This is a genomic window from Streptomyces narbonensis, from assembly GCF_014649015.1.
Taxonomy (GTDB): domain Bacteria; phylum Actinomycetota; class Actinomycetes; order Streptomycetales; family Streptomycetaceae; genus Streptomyces; species Streptomyces narbonensis.
The window spans coordinates 24,139-42,322 of the sequence record NZ_BMSF01000013.1; the positions used below are offsets into that span (position 1 = coordinate 24,139).

The 18,184-nt window shown below is 73.5% G+C and carries 17 protein-coding genes; 4 read left to right on the forward strand and 13 right to left on the reverse strand.

Going from position 1 to position 18,184, the window contains the following annotated elements; genetic code table 11:
- Positions 1-38 precede the first annotated feature (38 nt).
- Positions 39-1,079: an LCP family protein gene (locus IE124_RS23910; protein ID WP_189510008.1), complete on the reverse strand. Its 1,041-nt coding sequence runs from the start codon at positions 1,077-1,079 to the stop codon at positions 39-41.
- Positions 1,080-1,254: 175 nt separating this feature from the next.
- Between IE124_RS23910 and IE124_RS23915 the strand changes: the two genes are divergently transcribed.
- Positions 1,255-1,404, forward strand: a complete 150-nt coding sequence (locus IE124_RS23915) for a hypothetical protein (RefSeq protein ID WP_189510352.1) — start codon at positions 1,255-1,257, stop codon at positions 1,402-1,404.
- A 70-nt stretch (positions 1,405-1,474) separates the two neighbouring features.
- On the opposite strand, the gene IE124_RS23920 is transcribed toward IE124_RS23915, so the two are convergent.
- A complete protein-coding gene (locus IE124_RS23920) occupies positions 1,475-1,885 on the reverse strand; it encodes a rodlin (protein ID WP_189510009.1) in 411 nt (136 codons plus the stop codon).
- A gap of 218 nt (positions 1,886-2,103) precedes the next feature.
- On the opposite strand from IE124_RS23920, the gene IE124_RS23925 reads away from it, so the two are divergent.
- Together IE124_RS23925 and IE124_RS23930 are read left to right on the forward strand one after the other, a co-directional pair.
- The gene (locus IE124_RS23925) at positions 2,104-2,517 is read left to right on the forward strand and encodes a rodlin (protein WP_189510010.1); all 414 of its coding nucleotides are present in this window, start codon (positions 2,104-2,106) and stop codon (positions 2,515-2,517) included.
- Between the two features lie 177 nt (positions 2,518-2,694).
- Positions 2,695-2,928 (forward strand): chaplin, encoded by a 234-nt coding sequence (locus IE124_RS23930; RefSeq protein ID WP_189510011.1) that lies wholly within the window; start codon positions 2,695-2,697, stop codon positions 2,926-2,928.
- Positions 2,929-3,004: 76 nt separating this feature from the next.
- Here the strand turns inward: IE124_RS23930 and IE124_RS23935 are convergent, their stop codons facing one another.
- Together IE124_RS23935 and IE124_RS23940 are read right to left on the reverse strand one after the other, a co-directional pair.
- Positions 3,005-4,261, reverse strand: a complete 1,257-nt coding sequence (locus tag IE124_RS23935) for a SidA/IucD/PvdA family monooxygenase (RefSeq protein WP_189510329.1) — start codon at positions 4,259-4,261, stop codon at positions 3,005-3,007.
- 35 nt (positions 4,262-4,296) lie between these two features.
- Positions 4,297-5,622, reverse strand: coding sequence for a carboxylate--amine ligase (locus tag IE124_RS23940; protein WP_189510012.1), 1,326 nt, complete (start codon positions 5,620-5,622; stop codon positions 4,297-4,299).
- Positions 5,623-5,779: 157 nt separating this feature from the next.
- Here IE124_RS23940 and IE124_RS23945 point away from each other — a divergent pair, with 157 nt between their 5' ends.
- Positions 5,780-7,456 carry a glycoside hydrolase family 26 protein gene (locus IE124_RS23945; RefSeq protein WP_189510013.1) on the forward strand — a complete coding sequence of 559 codons (1,677 nt, stop codon included), beginning with the start codon at positions 5,780-5,782 and terminating at the stop codon, positions 7,454-7,456.
- A 33-nt stretch (positions 7,457-7,489) separates the two neighbouring features.
- On the opposite strand, the gene IE124_RS23950 is transcribed toward IE124_RS23945, so the two are convergent.
- The 9 genes from IE124_RS23950 to IE124_RS23990 form a co-directional block, all read right to left on the reverse strand.
- A complete protein-coding gene (locus IE124_RS23950; protein ID WP_189510014.1) occupies positions 7,490-8,629 on the reverse strand; it encodes a GNAT family N-acetyltransferase in 1,140 nt (379 codons plus the stop codon).
- A complete protein-coding gene (locus IE124_RS23955) occupies positions 8,626-9,330 on the reverse strand; it encodes a YveK family protein (protein ID WP_189510015.1) in 705 nt (234 codons plus the stop codon). Before IE124_RS23955 ends, IE124_RS23950 begins: the two co-directional genes overlap by 4 nt.
- 13 nt (positions 9,331-9,343) lie before the next feature.
- Complete coding sequence (locus IE124_RS23960; protein ID WP_189510016.1) at positions 9,344-10,477, reverse strand: glycosyltransferase; 1,134 nt, start codon at positions 10,475-10,477, stop codon at positions 9,344-9,346.
- A complete protein-coding gene (locus IE124_RS23965; protein WP_189510017.1) occupies positions 10,474-11,283 on the reverse strand; it encodes a polysaccharide deacetylase family protein in 810 nt (269 codons plus the stop codon). The genes IE124_RS23960 and IE124_RS23965 overlap by 4 nt, the downstream gene beginning before the upstream one ends.
- Positions 11,180-12,913 (reverse strand): lipid II flippase MurJ, encoded by a 1,734-nt coding sequence (locus tag IE124_RS23970; protein ID WP_370468814.1) that lies wholly within the window; start codon positions 12,911-12,913, stop codon positions 11,180-11,182. The genes IE124_RS23965 and IE124_RS23970 overlap by 104 nt, the downstream gene beginning before the upstream one ends.
- Before the next feature lie 292 nt (positions 12,914-13,205).
- Positions 13,206-14,558: an O-antigen ligase family protein gene (locus tag IE124_RS23975; RefSeq protein WP_189510018.1), complete on the reverse strand. Its 1,353-nt coding sequence runs from the start codon at positions 14,556-14,558 to the stop codon at positions 13,206-13,208.
- Positions 14,559-14,560: 2 nt separating this feature from the next.
- Positions 14,561-16,006, reverse strand: a complete 1,446-nt coding sequence (locus IE124_RS23980) for a sugar transferase (RefSeq protein WP_189510019.1) — start codon at positions 16,004-16,006, stop codon at positions 14,561-14,563.
- Positions 16,003-17,139, reverse strand: coding sequence for a glycosyltransferase (locus tag IE124_RS23985; protein ID WP_189510020.1), 1,137 nt, complete (start codon positions 17,137-17,139; stop codon positions 16,003-16,005). The genes IE124_RS23980 and IE124_RS23985 overlap by 4 nt, the downstream gene beginning before the upstream one ends.
- A 1-nt stretch (position 17,140) precedes the next feature.
- Complete coding sequence (locus tag IE124_RS23990) at positions 17,141-18,172, reverse strand: DUF3344 domain-containing protein (protein WP_370468809.1); 1,032 nt, start codon at positions 18,170-18,172, stop codon at positions 17,141-17,143.
- Positions 18,173-18,184 lie beyond the last annotated feature (12 nt).

The window sequence follows — 18,184 nt, forward strand, 5'->3', positions numbered from 1 at the left end:
TCAGAAGTCCGGAGGTTCCGGTATGTCCACCGGACGGACTACGGGCAGATGAGCGATGACCCCTCGGCCGGCCGGTACGTCGCCACCGGGATCGTGCTGGGCGCGACCTCCTCCGCGGCCGGCAGCGGCAGGTCCTCGCGCAGCCGCCCGAAGACCTCCGCCGCGCCTTCCACGTCCCAGGCGAGCGTGGACCCGACACCCGCGATGTTCGGGTTGAAGCCCCGTACGGGCACGGTCGCGAACGCCATCCGGTCCGGCGGCAGTTCCCGCAGCCGGTCGGCGAGCTCCAGCAGCTCCTCCGGCGAGATCCCGCGCTCGGCCGCGGCCGTCCCGCGCAGCGTCGCGGCGAGGGCGATCAGCTGCTCAGTGTCGTCGAGCATCCCCTCACGGAGCCGCTCCAGGGTGTTGACCACGAACTTCTGCTGCTTCTGGATCCGGCCGAAGTCCATCTGCCCGTCCGCCTTCCGCGAGCGGACGTACTGGAGCGCCTCACCGCCCCCGACGCGTTTGGTCCCGGGCTGGAGGTCGATGCCGGTCGACGGGTCCTTGAGAGGCTCCGCCGTACAGATGGAGACCCCGCCGTCGACGCTGTCGACGGTGTCCATGAACCGCCGGAAGTCGATCTCCAGGTACCGGTGGACGGGGAGCCCCGTCATCGACTCGACGGTCTCCACCGTGAAGGACGAACCGCCCTCCGCCCAGGCGCTGTTGATCTTCGCCTGGTGGGCGGCGTGCACCTTCCCGGTCCGCCGGTCGCGGTGGTCGGCGGGGAAGGAGGTGAGCGAGTCGCGCGGCAGACTCACCACGTCGACCCGGTCGTTCGCCGCCGACACGTGCACCAGCATCATCACGTCCGTGCAGTCGCACGCCGTCCCGCCGAGCCGGAAGCGCTCCTTCTCCTCCTCGGTGACGCCCTTGCGGGTGTCGATGCCGACCACCAGGAGGTTCAGCCCCTGTTCCGGTTCGGGCAGATCAGTGGGGGCCACGGCGAGGGCGCCGGGTACGAGAGCGGCCAGGGCGGCGAGGGCCGCGGGCGCGAGCAGCAGACTCCGTGGCCCCTTCAGGCGCGGGAAATTCATGCCCGCACGCTATTTCGGACCCGCTCGTACAGAGGTGCCCGACGCGACATGGTCAGAGCGAATCACTCTCCTGCGGCGCCTGTGTAATGATGCGTGAATCGCAGTGGAGGGAGCGAAGATGGCGCCGGGTCCCGGGAAATGGGAACGGATGGCCTTCATTCCGAAGAGCCGATATGTGAGTGACCCACCGATCGTCGACCGCACACCCTTCCCGGTCTATTCCGCACTGGTGACACAGTGGGTGCAGGCGGGGCGCACGGTGCCGGGAATGCCGGACCGGGAGTGGGAACGCCTCATGGCCACCCCCGTCTGGCCGCGCTCCTGACGGGACGCGAGCAGCGGGAAACGAAGAGGGGCCGCCCTGGATGGGCGGCCCCTCACGCGTGAGCGGTACGTCAGTTGTTGCCGACGCCGTTGCCCGACAGGACCGGGATGTCGTCCAGGATGTGCGACAGGGCCTCGTCACCCTTGGCCTGGGTGGAGTTCTCGGTGCACTGCTGGTTCTGCGGGGAGGACAGGACGTTGATGTCCTGGACGGCGATCGGGATGGCGCCGATGAGCGAACCGGCGTTGACCTTGGCCGGCAGGCCGATGCACGGCTTGTTCAGGGAGCCCTGGACGAGCGCGAACTGCGGGCTCATGTTGCCGTAGGTGGCGGAGTTGCCGTACTCCTGGTGCGCGCCGTTGCCCGACAGCGACGTCGTGCCGCCGTCGTTGGCGATGGCGAGGGCGGGGGAGGCCACGGCGGCGGTGGCGCCGACGATGGAGACGGCCGCGGCCGCAGTGGCCATAACCTTCTTGATCACGGGAGTTCCCTTCTAGAACCGGCTCCGTGCAGGGAGCCCCCTGATCAACTGGCCCCGGACCTCGGGGTTCCGCTGTGTCACTCCCTTGGCCGAGCGCACTCGGCAGCGCGAAACGGGGCTCCAGTCGAACGGGTGAAGCGCCGGAACCAAAGCTCCCGGCCGCAGTTGATCCCGTCGCATCAATCAGGTCGATTGGTGGGAACAGGAACGGAATCACCGTGATCAAGAAGATTATGGCGGCTGCGGCTGTGACGGCCTCTGTTGTCGGCGCTTCCGCCGCGGCGGCCTCCCCGGCGCTCGCCATCGCCAACGACGGCGGCACCACGTCGCTGTCGGGCAACGGCGCCCACCAGTCCTTCGGCAACTCGAAGACCGCCGGCCACATGAGCCCGCAGTTCTCGGCCGTCCAGGGCTCGCTGAACAAGCTGTGCCTCGGCGTCCCGGTCAAGGGCAACGTCGGCTCCGTCCTCGGCATCCTCGTCCCGGTCGCCGTCCAGGACGTCAACGTCCTCTCCTCGCCGCAGAACCAGCAGTGCGCGGAGAACTCCACCCAGGCCAAGGGTGACGAGCCGCTGTCGCACATCCTGGAGGACATCCCGGTCCTCTCCGGGAACGGCGCCTACAACGGCTGATCCGCACCGCGCACGAAAGGGCCGGAGGGAACGTCCAGTTCCCTCCGGCCCTGTGCTGCGCGCGCAATGGTGCAATGGAGTGAAAGAACGAAAGTCGTCGATATTGCGGTTTCCTTTCCGTGACCTGTTCGTTGTCTTCCCTGAAATGTCTTCCGTCACAGAAAGGATCCAGACGCAATGAACTGCAAGAAGGTCGCGGCTGTCGTCGCCGGAATCGTCATGGCCATGGGTGCGGCGTCGCCCGCCTTCGCGGACGCGGGCGCCCACGGCGTGGCCATCGGCTCGCCGGGTGTCCTCTCCGGCAACGTCGTCCAGGTCCCGATCCACATCCCGATCAACGTCTGCGGCAACAGCGTCAACGTCATCGGCGCGATCAACCCGGCGATCGGCAACGTCTGCATCAACCACTGAGTCCCCAGCAGTAGGCAGGCACACGGACCGGCCCCGGAGAGCACCCGCTCTCCGGGGCCGGCCCCGCGTCGGCGCCCTACGCCGTGACCCGCGCCTCCGCGGCCGTACGCGGCCGGCCGACGGCCCCGCCCCGGGCGCCCGACCGCAGCCGCTGCCGGACCCCCTTCACCAGCCGGCCCGCCGTGTACTCGGCGCCGAACACGAACCGCATCGACGGCCCGTACGACGGGGCCGTGAGCAGCCCGGCGAGGAAGAGACCCGGCCACGAGGACTCGAAGAGGCCGCCGACCTCCGGCGCGCCGACCACGCCGACCGTCCGCAGAGCCCCGCGCAGCGCCGGGTCGAGCATCCCCGCCCGCTCCAGGCTCGGGGTGAAGCCGGTCGCCGCGACGACGTGGTCGGTCTCCAGGACCGACGTCCCCGCGGGCCCCGCGATGTCGAGCCGGAGCCGCTCGTCCCCGGTGACCGTCGCCGACGTGATCCGCTGCCCGAGCCGTACGTCCCCGACCGCCGCGAACCGCTCGCGCAGCCACCACGCGCCCGCCGGGCCGAGCGCCGAGTCGAAGATCCGCTCGCGCCTGGCGGCCGGCAGCCGCCGGAAGATCCCCGGGGTGTCCGCGTAGAGCTTGTTGCGCCAGCCGCAGCCGAGGCCCGTGTGCGGGGCGCGCACCGAGCGCCAGGGCCCGCGGTGGAGGGCCGGGGGCAGGGTGTTCCAGTTCAGCCGGTTCGCGCGGGCGACGATCCGGACGCTCGCGGCGCCCCGCTCGGTGAGGAGCGCGGCCGTCTCCAGGGCGGCCTGGCCGGCACCGACGACGGTCACGTCCCGCCCGGCGAACCGGTCGAGCTCGCCGTGGTGGCTGGAGTGCGTGACGTACCGCCGGGGGAGGTCGCGCAGCGGTCCGGGGATCTCCATGAAGGGCAGCACCCCGACGGCGAGGGCCACCGTCCGCGTACGGAGCGACTCGCCGTCCTCCGTGCGCAGCGCGAAGCCCTCGGCGACGGGGGCGACCGAGGTGATCAGCCGCTCGTCGAGGGCGGGCACGGCCTGGCGGGCGAACCAGTCGCCGTACGAGGCGAAGAAGTCGACCGGGAGCGGCACGCCGTGCTCGGCTCGGACGCCCCGCGTCGCGGCGTACGCGTCGAGCCCGTACGCCCCCTCTGGGTCGGAGAGGTGCGAGGCCCAGGGCTCCGACTTCAGGAACATGCCCGGGGGCATGGCGTGCCAGGACTCCATCGAGCGGCCGAACGTCCGCAGGGCGAGCCCGTGGGCCGCCGCGTGCGCGGCCACGGACAGACCGTAGGGACCGGCCCCGACGACCACCAGGTCGTACATCGACTTCGACATCGTGCCTTCCGCCTTCATCGTTCTCATCGTGGGGTGAGCTGGTCGGGGGTGGTGCGGGGCGGCGGCGCCGTGACGGCGGCCGGCTGCCGGGTCCGGCCCGCCCCGAGGCGCCGGGCCACCGCTCCCCAGGCCTTGCGCAGCAGGTGCGCCAGCCAGGCACGGCCCATCGCGAGCGCGGGCCACGGGTCGTCCGCCGCGAACCAGGCCCGCTCGGTGCCCGACCGTCGGGATGCCCCGGGCTCGGCCGCGTACCGGCGGCGCGGCGAGGTCGCGAGCGAGAGCGCCGCGTAGTTCTCGACGACGAAGCGCCGGCCGTACGCCGGGGAGTGCGGCGGCACCGGACGGCCCGTCAGGTCCAGATGGGCCGCCCGCACGACGTCCAGGCCCTCGGAGTCGGTGAAGAGCCGGAACTGCGCGCCGGGCCGGGGGTTGAAGTCGAGCAGGTGGTAGGCGCCCGTGGACGGGTCGAGCCGGAAGTCCAGGTCGCACACGCCCCGGTAGCCGAGCGCGTCGAGCAGCTCGCGGGCCGCCCGCTCCACGGCCTCGTTCTCCGTCCAGCGGCCCACGGCCGTCAGACCGGCGCCGTCGGGCCAGGAGCGCTCCTTGCGCCCGGTGGCCCCCGTCGCGCAGCCGCCGGCGGAGTCCACGTACCCGTGGAAGAACCAGTCCAGGTCCCGGCCTGCCGGCAGGAGCTCCTGGAGCAGCAGCCGGCTTCCGGCCTCGGGAGCGCGGTCGTACAACTCCCTCACCTCCGCGAGGGACCGCACGAGCGAGGTGCTGCGCAGCCCGCGGCCGGCCGGCAGCAGCCAGGGCCGGCTCCACTTGGCGATCACCGGGAGGCCGAGCGACCAGGCCATGGCGGCGGCCTCGTCGGCGCAGGTGGGGAGTTCGGTACGCGGATGGGGCAGGCCGAGCGCCGCACAGGTCCTGGCGAGCCCCGCCTTGTCCGCGACCCGCAGAAGCTGCTCCTCGGTCTGCTCGGGCAGCAGGAAGCGTGGGGCGAGGGCGGCGCGCCGCCGGGCCAGCGCGAGGGCGCTGACGTCGTCCAGGGGGAGGAGCAGGACGGGATGTGACGGCTCGTCGGGCCGGGCCTCGTCGAACTCGTCGGCGATCCGGGTCAGCAGCGCCGCGAGCTCGACGGAGGACGGCGTCGCCGGGCCCGTGCGGGCCGAGCGGAGATATCGGGACCGGGCGACCGGACTGGTGCTCGATTCGATGACGGCGTGCACCGGAATTCCTGCCCGCCCCAGTGATCGCGCGGCGCCGAGAGTGCCGTGATGGAAGGGATTCCGGTCGAGCCGCACGAGGACGGTGGGGACGCGGGTGTCGAAACTCTGACGGCGCGGCACGGCATGCCCTTCATCTCGGGTGCCCCAACTGGGCGATGAAATCCTCTAATGGACTACTGATCAGAGGGAAGTCGAGTTCACGGTCGGCTCATTAGGAATACTTTCGGAGTATCGGATTGACGGATCATCAAAAAGCGAGCGACGTGAAGGAGCGGCCATGGCAGCTGCACAGCGGAGAACATCGAGAGCGTGGCTGGGGGTGTTCACCGCCGGTCTCCTCGCCTCGGGATCGGTCGTCCTGTCGTCCCCGGCCCATGCCACCGAATCCGTAACGACGAAGGACCCCGGTCCGACTCTCTCCAGCGCCATGGGAGCCTTCCTCGACTCGGGCGCACTCGGGGTCGCCCGCATCGGGCAGCTCGAACGCTGGCTCGGCGGCCGCGAACTCCGCGTCGGCCACACCTACCTGCCGGGCGACCTCTGGAAGAACATCGAGGGCCCGCCCGGCTTCCTCGACGCCTGGGCGGACTGGCGCAACGAGCAGGACGACCGGCTCTTCGTCCTCAACGTCCCCATGCTGGAGCGGAACGAGGCCGGCGTCTCGGACTACGAGGTCCGCCGCCAGCTCCAGCTGGGCGCGGCCGGGTACTACGACCACCACTTCACGGCCCTCGCCGAGCGGCTCGTCCGGCTCCGGGCGACCGACACCGTCATCGTCCTCGGCTGGGAGATGAACGGCACGACGTACACCCACCGGTGCGCGCCGGACCCCACGGCCTGGAAGAAGTACTGGAACCGCATCGTCACCGCGATGCGCTCCGTCCCGGGACAGGAGTTCCGCTTCGACTTCAACCCGAGCCGCGGCCGGGACGCCGTGCCGTGGACCGAGTGCTACCCGGGCGACGACGTCGTCGACATCATCGGCATGGACTCGTACGACCAGCCGCCGGGAATGAGTTTCGACGAACACGTGAGCGAGCCTTACGGGCTCCAGAAGCAGGTCGATTTCGCCGCGGAACACGGAAAGCAGATCTCCTATCCCGAATGGGGGCTCTTCCGTAACGGCGACAATCCCGTGTACATGCGGCGCATGCTGGAGTGGATGAAGCTCCACAAGCCGCTGTACCACACCATCACGGACTACTGTCCGCACGGCGTCTGGCAGTGCGACGACAATCCGCGGTCGTCCCTGGTGTTCCGGCAGATGCTGTTCGGGACGGAACCGGAGATCCCCGAGATCCCCGAGATTCCTGAGATCCCCGAGGTTCCTGAGATCCCCGAGGTTCCGGAAATCCCGGTCGACCCTGTCGACCCGGTTGATCCCGTGGATCCGGTTGACCCGGTTGACCCGGTCGATCCCGTGGATCCGGTTGACCCGGTCGATCCCGTGGATCCGGTCGATCCCGTGGATCCGGTTGACCCGGTCGAGCCCGTCGACCCGACCGATCCCGTCGAGCCGACGGATCCGACGGTCCCGGTGCCGAAGCCCGAGCCGAAGCCGGAACCGAAGCCGGAACCGAAGCCCGAACCGAAGCCGGAACCGAAGCCGGAACCGAAGCCCGAGCCGGAACCGAAGCCGGAACCGAAGCCTGAGCCGAAGCCTGAGCCCAAGCCGGAACCGAAGCCCGAGCCCAAACCGGAACCCAAGCCCGAGCCCAAGCCGGAACCGAAGCCGGAACCGAAGCCTGAGCCCAAGCCGGAACCGAAGCCCGAGCCCAAGCCTGAGCCCAAGCCCGAGCCCAAGCCGGAACCGAAGCCCGACTGCTGGACCGTGAACCTCGGTTCGTGGGTCGAGAGTTGGATCGGTGGGCCCGTCTGTGTCCCGAAGGACTCCTGGAAGGACGAGGTCGACCTCGACTGGAAGGACGCGCTGCAGGGCGTCTGGCCCTTCTGACCGGACCAGGCCCGACCCGGACGGCGGCGGAGATCATCCGCCGCCGTTCGGCGTCCGCCCGGGGAGCCGGGACAGCGCGCGGCCCACCCAGGCCCGCTCCCGCGCCTGGCGGGCGGCCCAGCGGCGGCCGTCCGCGGCGCCCGCGCGCAGCCACAGGAGCGGGGCCGTACGCCGTCCGGCGAGCATCAGCCGCTGGTTGCGGACGGCCTCGGGGCGCCAGTGCTGCTTGTACGCCTCGGTGCCGCGCAGCATGCTCAGCGTGGCCCGGCCGCCGGTGCCGGCCTCACGGGCACCGTGGCGGAGGAGCATCGTCGCCACGTCGACCTTGCGGGCCCGGAGCGCCGGATCGGCGCCGTACAGGTAGCCGCCGGCGAGACGGGGGGACATCAGGGTCAGGTCGGCGGCGACCACGTCCCCGGCGAGCCGGAACTCGGTGACCATCGCGTCGCCGCGCTCCACCATGGGCCGAACGGCCCGCGTGAGGTGCTGGGCGAACCGCCTGCTCGTGTGCTCGGCGGTCACCCCCCGGCCCTGCCACTGGAGCTGATGCAGCTTCAGGAGACGGTCGAGGGCGGCGGGGACCTCGGCCCCGGTGACCACGTGCGAGTCGATGCCGAGGGCGTCGAGCTTGCGCAGCTTGGCGCGGACCCGCTGGGCCTTCCCGGAGGGGATCCGTTCGAGCAGCCCCTCCATGGGGACGGCGGGCAGCTCCAGGCACAGCGAGTCGGGCAGCCGGCGGCGCGGCCCGCGCCAGTGCGCGAAGACCTGCTCGCTCGCCGCCCCGGGGCGCACCTCCCGCAGGTCGACGACCGCGCCCCCGGCCGCCCGGGCGAGCGCCCGGGCCAGGGCGGACGCCGCCTCGGGGCAGTCGTCGTGGAGGAGGACGTCGGTGAAGTCGGTGATGGTGCCGCCGAGCTGGGTGAGGACGGGCAGCGGCCCGCCGGCCCGCATCAGGGGCGCGGCGGCGACGAGTTCGCCGCTCTCCCGTCGTACGAGCACCACCCGCAGCGCACCGGGCCGCCCGTAGGAGAGCCACCAGGAGTGCAGCCAGGAGTGGGACTGGAAGGGGGTGGCGGAGGAGCAGCGCCCGTACAGCGCCGTCCACTCGGCCGCCAGCCCCCCGAACCGCTCCTCGTCACGGCAGATCTCGGTCCGGAGCGTTCTCGGGGTCACACCGCCTCCGGTTCCGGCTGGTGCGAGGCGGCCGCGGGGGCGGGCACCGCGGCGGAGGAGGCGGGTGCGCCCGGCGTGCCCGGGGCCGCCGGGGTCTGCCGTGAGTGGCGGGCCTCGCCGCGCGCGGTGCCGCGCTTCGGACGGACCAGCAGGACCAGGCCCCCGAGGAGCCCGCCCGCACAGGCGCCGACGAGCGCGGAGAGCGGCGCGGAAGGGGACACCGGGGAGACCGGCTTGGTGGCGCGCGAGAACTGGACGACCTTGACGCCCGTGCTGCCCGCGACGTGCGTGCTGTTGAGGACGAGCGCGCGGGCCACCCCGTCGGCCATGGACACGGCCTTCGCGGGCTTCTCGGCCCGGGCGGTGATCGAGATCATCGGCGCGTCGGGGGACGTCGCCGCCTGCACGTTCTTGCGCAGCGTGTCGGCGGTGACGCCCGCCCACACCTGGGCGTCGCCGGTCACCGCGATGTCGGTGGCGACCCGCCCGTAGGCCTGGGCGAAGCCGAGCGCAGCCGCCGGGTCGGACTTCTCGGCCGGTACGACGATGACGTAGCTGATCGCCGCGTACTGCGGGGTCTTGAGCGCTCCGTACCCGCCGCCGAGGGCGGCTCCGGCGAGGACGGCGGCGGGCAGCACGGCCCAGCGGCCGGGGCGGCGGAGGCCGGCGGGCGGGAAGGCGCGGGTTGGGGTGGTGTTCATCGTGCGGGCTCTCTCACTTCGCGGGGGAGGGGGTGCCGTGGACGGCCTGGTCGTAGAGGGACAGCAACTGCCCCGCGCTGCGCGCGATGTCGTAGCGGCGGGCGGCCGCCGGCTGCGGGAGCCGGGCGAGCCGGGCGTCCCGGATGCCGCGCAGCGCGGAGATCAGCTCGGGCACGGACTCGCCGATCCGACGCGCGCCCGGGGCCGCGTCCGGCGGCAGGTCGTCGATCGCGGGGCAGGCCACGTACAGCACGGGAAGGCCCGCGGCCAGCGCCTCGACGACGGCGAGTCCGAAGGTCTCGTCGGGGGACGTGGACACGAAGGCGTCCATGGCGGAGAGCAGTTCGGGCAGCGAGGGGCCGAGCGAGGCGACGGACGGCGGGTCCTCGCAGGCCCCGGCGAGCAGCACCCGGTCGGCGGCCCCGCACTCCCGGGCCACCCGCAGCAGTTCCTCGCGGTGCTCGCCGTCCCCGACGAGGAGCAGCCGGGCCTCCGGCACCGAGGCCACGGCCCGGACGAGCCGGTCGAACTTCTTTCCCGGCGCGAGCCGCCCCACCCCGCCGACGACGTAGGCGTCCTCGGGGATGCCGAGGACGCCCCGGGTGAGGCGGCGGGCGCGGGCGTCGTAGGCGAAGCGGCCGGTCTCGATGCCGTTGGGCACCACCTGGATGCGGGCCGGCGGCACCCCCCAGTCGGCGAGGCGGCGGGCCACGCTGGGCGAGACGGCGACCGTGGACGTGCCGAGCCGCTCGGAGGCCAGGTACAGGGCGCGGGTGCCGGCGGAGAGCGGGCGGCCCTCGATCTGGGCCTCGCCGAGCGAGTGCTCGGTGGCGATGACGCGGCGGACCCCGGCGAGCCGGGCCGCGAGCCTGCCGTACACGCAGGCCCGGTAGAGGTGGGTGTGGACGAGGTCGTAGCGGCCCTGGCGGACGATCCGCGCGAGGCGGGGGAGCGCGCCGAGATCGCGGTTGCCGACCATGCCCAGGTGGGTGACGGGGGTGCCGTCGGACTCGATGCCCGCGGCGACCGCGCCGGGGTTGGTGAGGGTCACCACCCCGTGCTGGACCGGGAGGTGGCGCAGGAGGAGCCGCAACTGCTGCTCGGCGCCGCCGATGCCGAGGCCGGTGATGACGTGCAGGACCTTCATGGCGCACCGACCACGGCGGGTCCGGCCTGGGCCTGCGAGGGGAAGACGTCGACGGGGTGGCGGCGGCGCAGCGGGTGCAGCACGCGCTTGGCCGTGAGCCGCCAGGACGTGTCGTCCTCGCCGATGTGGACGCGGGGCAGGGCGTACGCGCTGGTGTGCGGGCCGGGGTCGATCGCGCAGGCGTGGCGGTAGCCGGCCTTCCGTACGGCGTGGATGACGCGCGGGTCGACCTTCCCGTACGGGTAGCAGAAGCCGTCGACGGTGTCGCCGGTCATCTCCTCCAGGAGTTCGCGGCTGCGCCGGGTCTCGGCCGCGAGCTCCGAGTCGTCGGCCTCGGTGAGCGGGACGTGGGTGAGGCCGTGGGAGCCGATCTCCATGCCGGCCGCGGCGATCCGCAGGATGCCGTCCTCGTCGAGGAGCGTCTTGCGCGGGCCCTCGGTGTCCCAGGCGTTCTCGCCGCCGAGCCGGCCCGGCAGGACGTACACGGTGGCGGTGAAGCCGTGGCGGCGCAGCAGCGGCAGCGCCGAGTCGAGGAAGTCGGCGTAGCCGTCGTCGAAGGTGAGGCCGACGAGCCCCTTGGCGCACCCGGCCGCGGTGGCGGCGAGCAGTTCCCGCACCGAGACCCCGCGCAGTCCCCGGTCGCCGAGCCAGTGCATCTGCCGGGCGAAGCGGACGGGGGAGACGGTCACGTGGTACGGGTCGTCACCGGGGTCCGTGATCGAGTGGTACATCGCCACCCACAGGGGCGGTTTCACCCACAGGGGCGGCTTCGGCAGCAGTCGGCGCAGCGCGGTGGGGGCGGGCATGGTCGGTCCTCCGGGAGGCGGAGCGGGGCAGGGGCGGGATCTCCGGCGCCTTGGCGGCGCAGGCGATGAAGAGCAGGAAGACGCCGATGACGACGGCCGCGGCGACGGTGACGGACAGGGCGGGGGAACCGATCCCGACCGAGCAGAGCCAGCCGGCGCCGGTGGCCCACGCGCCGGCGGTGGCGAGCCGGAGGAGCCCCTCGCCGAGCCGGTCGACCCGGACCGGCACGGTCTGGCGATGCGCGCCGCGCAGTAGCAGGACGGCGGAGCAGGTGATGCCGAGGGCGTTGGCCGCGGCGATGCCGACCGCGCCCCAGTAGTGGGCTCCGGGGATCCCGGCGAGGGTGGTCGTGACGAGCCCGGCGGCCATGGCGGCGGCCGGGTACCAGAGGGGGCGGGCGGCGGAGAAGTAGCAGCGGACAAGGGCGCCGACCATGGTCTGGCCGAGGAGGCCGAGGGAGTAGACGCGCATGACGGCGGCGGTGGCGACGGTGTCCGTACGGTCGAACTCTCCCCGCTCGAAGAGCAGTTCGACGATCTTGGGGGCGGCGGCGATCACCGTCGAGGCGCCGACGAGCACGACGACGGCGGCCAGCAGCAGGTCCCGCTCGACCCGGCGTCGGGCCGCCTCGGTCTCGCCCGCGGCGAGCGCGCGGGCGACCACGGGGAAGCTGACCGTGCACAGCATCAGGGAGAGGATCATCGGCATCTGCGCGACCTTCTGCGCGTAGTTCAGATGCGAGATGGCCCCGGCAGGCAGCGGCGAGGCGAGGAACCTCTCGATGAGCGTCTGGGACTGCCGGCAGAGGGAGAAGGCGACGACGGGCGCGATGAGCCCGAGGACGAGGATCCGCCCCTCCTGCCCGGCCCGCCCGCCGTCGGGCGCGAGCGTGGTCGGCTCCTCCTTCGGCACCGGGCGGGCGCGCAGCTCGCGGAGGAGCGACGGGGCCTGGACGAGGACCATCAGGACCCCGCCGACCGCGACCCCGGCGGCGGCGGACCGCACCCCCCACGGCTCGCGCAGCACCAGGATCGTGCCGATGATGCCGACGTTGTACGCCACGTAGATCGCGGCCGGCGGCAGGAAGCAGCCGTGTGCGCGGAGGGCCGCCGAGCAGTACCCCACCAGCGCGAAGGACAGCACGCAGGTCGCGGTCAGCCGGGTGCAGTCGACCGCGAGCCGCGGGTCGGGCAGTCCGGGCGCGAGGGCGGAGACGATCAGCGGCGCCGCCAGGATGAGAAGGGTGGCGGCGACCGCGACGGCGAGGGTGAGCCTCGGGAGCGTGCCGCGCACGAGGGCGCGCACCGGATCCCCGAACAGGCTGCCCGAACGGCGGGCGAGCGCCCGGGAGAAGGCCGGGACCAGGATCAGCGCGAGCGCGTCCTCGATGAGCAGTGTCGAGGCGAACTCGGGCACCGTCCACGCCACCAGGAAGGCGTCGGTCTCCGCGCCCGCGCCGAAGTACCCGGCGAGGATCTGGTCGCGTACGAGCCCGAGCAGGGCCCCGACGGCGGTGAGCACGGCGGTCACGGCGGCGGCCTTCGCGAGGAAGCCCCGCCCCTGCACCCGGTCGGCCCCGGACCGCACGCGCGCCCGGGCGTGCGCCCGACGGCCGCGCGGAGCCCGCACCCGCACCGGCTCCGCCCGTACGGCTGTCCCCGTACCGGTCCCCGTACCGGTCCCCGTACCGGTCCCCGTACCGGTCCCCGTACCGGTCCCCGTCCCAGCCCCGGACCGAGCCCCAGCTTCCGCTCCCGCCCCCGGCAGCACCGAGGCCTCCGAGGCCCACGGGGAGTCCGTGGGGCCCGGAGGCGCGGTCGGCCAGGGGTCGGTCAGCGGGGTGCCGCAGGGCGGCCGGGAAGCGGGGCGCGGGGCGCCGGGCCACGGGGTGTCCGTGGGCTCCGGCTCCCCGGCCCACGGATCACGCACGCCGCACCTCCGCCAGCGACCACCAGGCCGCCAGGCCGAACACGACCGACATCAGCACCGTCGAGGGACCGCCGATGTCCGCGTAGAAGAAGTCGATGAGCTGCCAGGACAGCAGACCCGAGGCGACCAGCGCGCAGTCCGCGCCGAGGCGCCGCCGCCGCAGCGCGCCGACGAGCAGCGCCACCCAGCTGCCCGCCAGCGCGAACAGCCCCAGGAGGCCCTGCTCGCTCAGCACCAGCAGGTACATGTTGTGCGGGGACAGCAGCGGCTGCCGCTGGAAGGCGGCGCCCGCGCCGGCCGTGTCGCTGCCGGAGGAGAGGGCGAGCGAGGCGTTCGAGTCGCGGTACGCGGGGAAGCCCTTGAGCCCGACGCCGGTGACCGGATCCGTGCTCCACATCCGCCCGGCCGCCGCCCACATCGTGTACCGGTCCGTCACCGACTGGTCCGGCGCCGCCGCCACCTGCGTGATGCTGGCGACCCGCTCCTTCACCATCGCCGAGCCGATGCCGAGACCGCCGACGAGCACGACCCCGAGCGCTCCGGCCGCGAGCGCCACCCGCGCCGCCCGCCGGGGCCCGGCCAGCAGCAGCTGGATCCCGCACGCGAGCACGGTCGCGATCCACGCGCCCCGGCTGAAGGACAGCACCAGCGGCACGAAGAGCAGCCCCGCGCAGACCAGCGCCGCCGTCCGGGCCCGGCCGGGCCCGCTGCCGAGCGCGATCCCGGTGACGACGACGAGCCCGTACGCCACCACCGTCGCCATGCCCATCACATCGGTCGGCCCGAAGGTGCCGACGGCCCGGATGTCCTCGCCCATGTACGAGGCGCCCGTGCCGGTCAGGTACTGGACGACCCCCACCGCTCCCTGGAGCAGCGCGAGGCCGACGAGCCCCCAGGCGACCACGGCGAAGTCCCGCCGGTCGCGGATCATCAGGAGCACGGCCGCCGGGACCAGGACGAAGATCTGTACGTAGCGGGCGACGCCCGGCAGGCTCGCCGCCGGGTCGTTCGAGGTGATCGCCGCGATACAGATCCCGAGGACCGGAAGGCCCAGGACGACGGCCGCCGCCCGGGTCAGCGGCCGGGCGCCGCCGCGCAGCAGCCGCACGAGGCAGATCAGGACGAGGAGCCCGGAGGCCGCGTCCGCGATCGTGCCGGTGCCGCCGGTGCCGCCCTGCGCGCCGCCGCCGCCCGGGACGAGCAGCAGCGCGATCACGACGAGGACCGGGGACAGCGCCCCGGCCCGGCGGACCCAGTCCCGCACGTCGGGACGGAGCGCCGGAGCCGACGCCCCGATCCGTACCTCCGGGTCGACCGCCGGCACCGGCGTCACGGCCGTGGCCATCCTCAGCTCCCTGTGGGTCGGACGAGCCCGGCCGCCGTACGCAGCAGGATGCAGACGTCCTGCCAGAGCGACCAGTGGTCGATGTAGTGGTTGTCGAAGCGGCAGCGGTCCTCGATCGAGGTGTCGCCGCGCAGCCCGTGCACCTGCGCCAGACCGGTCAGCCCCACCGGCATCCGGTGCCGGGCCGCGTAACCGGTGTGGATCTTGCTGAACTGGGCGACGAAGTACGGGCGTTCGGGCCGGGGTCCGACCAGGCTCATGTCCCCGCGCAGGATGTTCCACAGCTGCGGCAGCTCGTCCAGCGAGCTCTTGCGCAGGAAGCTGCCGGCCGCGCTCATCCGCCGGTCGCCCGCCACGTTCCAGCGGGTCGCCGACTCGGTGTCGTCGGACGGCCGCAGCGTGCGGAACTTGAGGAGCGTGAAGTGACGGCCGTGCTGGCCCACCCGCTCCTGCCGGAAGAGGACCCCCGGACCGTCCGAGAGCCGCACGGCGAGCGCGCACAGCAGCAGCACCGGCAGCGCGAGCGCCAGCGCGGGAGCGGCGAGCGCGATGTCCAGCGCGCGCTTGGCGGTCAGCCCCCGGCGCTCGCCCAGCGGGACGATGCGGTGCCGGGCGTACCCCCACAGGTGCTCACCCATGGGCCCGGTCTGCCGCTCGCCGCCCACCCGCCACGTCGTGCAGCCGTAGTGCTGGAAGAGCGTCACCAGACCCGGGTCGTCGTCGAGGAACACCGCGTCGCGCACGCTGTTCTGGATGACGGCCCGATGGATCTCCTCGGTCGTGGCGAGCACCGGAAGCCCGGCCTCCCCAGCCGACCGGGGAGCGCCGCCCTGCTCCGGCACGCCGACGATCCCGACCGGCCGCATCCCGTACTCGGGGTGCTGGGCCGCCGCGGCGGCGAACCGGCGCGCGGCCCCCGTCGCGCCGACGACCAGCGCCGAGCGCGGATGCTCCCGAGCCACCCGCCGCCTGCGGGCCAGCAGCAGCGCGCGTACCAGGCACACGACGGCGACGTGCGTGGCGTAGGCGGCACAGAGCCGCAGTGGCCCGATCACGAGTGCGGGGGAGTACGCGGCGACGGCCGCCGCCGCCAGACACCAGGCGACGCCGGCGCGGGAGGCGAGCGCGGGCAGCTCGTCGAGCAGCCGGGCCTGCGCGGCCGGCCGGTAGAGCCCGCCGTGCCCGTCGAGGACGAGGACGAGCGCCGCGATCGGCAGCAGCAGCCGGGCGTCCTGGTGCACCGCGCTCAGCAGCGAGGCGGCGGCCAGGACCGCGAGGCAGTCGACGGCGACGAGCGGCGGGGCGCCGGACCGCCGACGGGCAGGGCGGCGCGGCAGCGTGAGCCGGTCCGTCGTGCCGCGGCGCGGCGCGAGGGAGGCGAGGCCGAAGGCCTGGCCCGCCGTGGGCCAGGGGCCCGGGGAAGGAACGCTGGTACTTTCCGTGGTCACTGCGCAATCGGCTCTCTGTGTTCGGCCCCCCGCACGCCGGCGAGATCGCGGTAGACGCCCGCGACGGCAGCGCCGGTGCGCCGGACATCGAAACTGCTCAGTACGTGTGCGTGGGCCTCTCGGCCCAGTCGGTGCCGCAGCTCCGGCCTGCCGAGGAGGCGGCCGAGGGCGGCGGCGAGCGCGGCCGGGTCCTCGGGCGGGACCAGGCACAGGGACGCGTGGTCGGGCGGCAGGCTCTCGCGTGCCCCGTCCACGTCGCTGACGACGACCGGCCGGCCGCTCGCCATCGCCTCCAGTGGCGCGAGCGCCATGCCCTCCCAGCGGGACGGCAGGACGACCACGTCGGCCGCCCGGTACCAGGGGACGGTGTCGTCGACGGCGCCGGTGAAGCGGACCGACGGGCCCGCCGCCGCGCGCAGCCGCTCGCCGTCCGGGCCGTCGCCGACCAGGACGAGACGGGCCGTCGGCACCTCCGCGAGGACGGCGGGCCAGGCGGCGAGAAGCACGTCCTGCCCCTTCTGGCGGCAGAGCCGGCCCACGCAGACGACGGTGGGTACGGGGTTGCCGGGCGGCCCCTCGGTCGCGAACCGGGCCACGTCCACACCGTTGTGGACGACGGACCAGTCCGCCGTGACCCCGGCCGCCTCGCCGGTACGACGCTCGGCCTCGCTCACACAGAGGATCCGGTCCGCCCAGCGGGCGCCGAACCGCTCCCAGCGGCGGGCGAGCGAGGCGGTCGTCCCGGTGACCGCCTCGAAGGACCAGGCGTGCGGCTGATACACCGTCGGAATGCGCCCGCGCAGGGCGAGTCGGGCGCACAGCCCGGCCTTGGCGCTGTGCGCGTGGACGAGCGAGGGGCCGACGGCACGGATCACCCGGGCCAACTCCCTCGTCTCGCGGACCAGTCGGGGACCGGGGTCCCGGCCGGCCCGCCAGTCGTGGGTCTGCGCACCCTCGGCGCGGACGGCGGCGGACAGGACGGTGCCGGGCGGGCAGGCGACCGCGACCCGCAGGCCGGCGGCGCGCTGGGCGCGGACCAGGTCGACGACGACACGGGCGACCCCGCCGTCCCCGGGCTGGACCGCGTGCAGGACGGTGACGGACGCGGGGTCCGGCGCTAGTGGAGACCGCACGTCAGCGCCGGACGTCAGCCTGGAGGAAGAGCGCACCGAGCCAGACGGTGTCCTCCCGGCTGCCGAACCGGACGTGGACACGGTCGGCTCCCTCGCGCAGCGCCCCCCGGAGATCGAACACGTCGGAGTCGTACCCCAGAGTGTTCGTACCATCGGGAGAGCGGACTGTCCGACCGGTGCCGAATTCCGTGATGCTGGAGTTCATGACGTCGTCGGAGGAATTAGCGGAATCGGCCATTCGGACGCTCTCGGACGCGCTTGTGCCGACCTCCAGGTAATCACCGGAAGTGCCGCGGTCACCGTCATAGGCGACCACTCCGAGCCGTCCGCCCGTGCCCTTCGGATATCGGTTTCCGTCGACCGGGACGCGCAGCTCACCAGTCCCGGGACCGACCGTTTCGAAACCGTCCCACACGGCCAGCCGGCGCAGCGGTTCCGCGGCCTTCTCGTACGCGGCGACGAGCGTCCAGCCGCCCCAGCCACCGACCTTCGAGCGCCCCATGGCCACATTGACCTGGGCGACGGTCCACTCGCCCGAGCGGGCCGAGCGGACGAGCTCGGTGACGTCGGCGGAGGCCTGGAAGGCGTCGGCGCCGCCGGCGGTGCGGTGGCCCATCAGGCTGTCGGCGAACAGTGCCTTGTACTGTCCGCCGGGCTCGGCGATCAGGACGCGCCCGTTGTCCGCGGGCGGCTTCTGCTCGCCCACCCGCAGGTTCCCGCCCCAGTACAGCCGGGCCCAGCTCACCCGGGCGCCCGAGGGCACCGGGAGCTCGGCGCGGCTGGAGTTGTACGTGTTGGGGTCGCTGTCCACGTCGACATACGCGATCGAGGAGTCGTCGTTGACCGACTCGGTGCCCTTCAGGCCCTTCGCCGCGGTGTTGGCGGCCCGCACGATCCCGCCGTGCTGCTCGGCCTCGTACCGCGGCGCGAAGGGGACGCGGGCGGCCTCACCGGGCTGGGGCGCGGCGGAGGCGGCCGGCAGCGCGGCGGACAGGACCGCACACGACAGGGCGCACAACACACTGCGACGCACAGCAGGAAACGC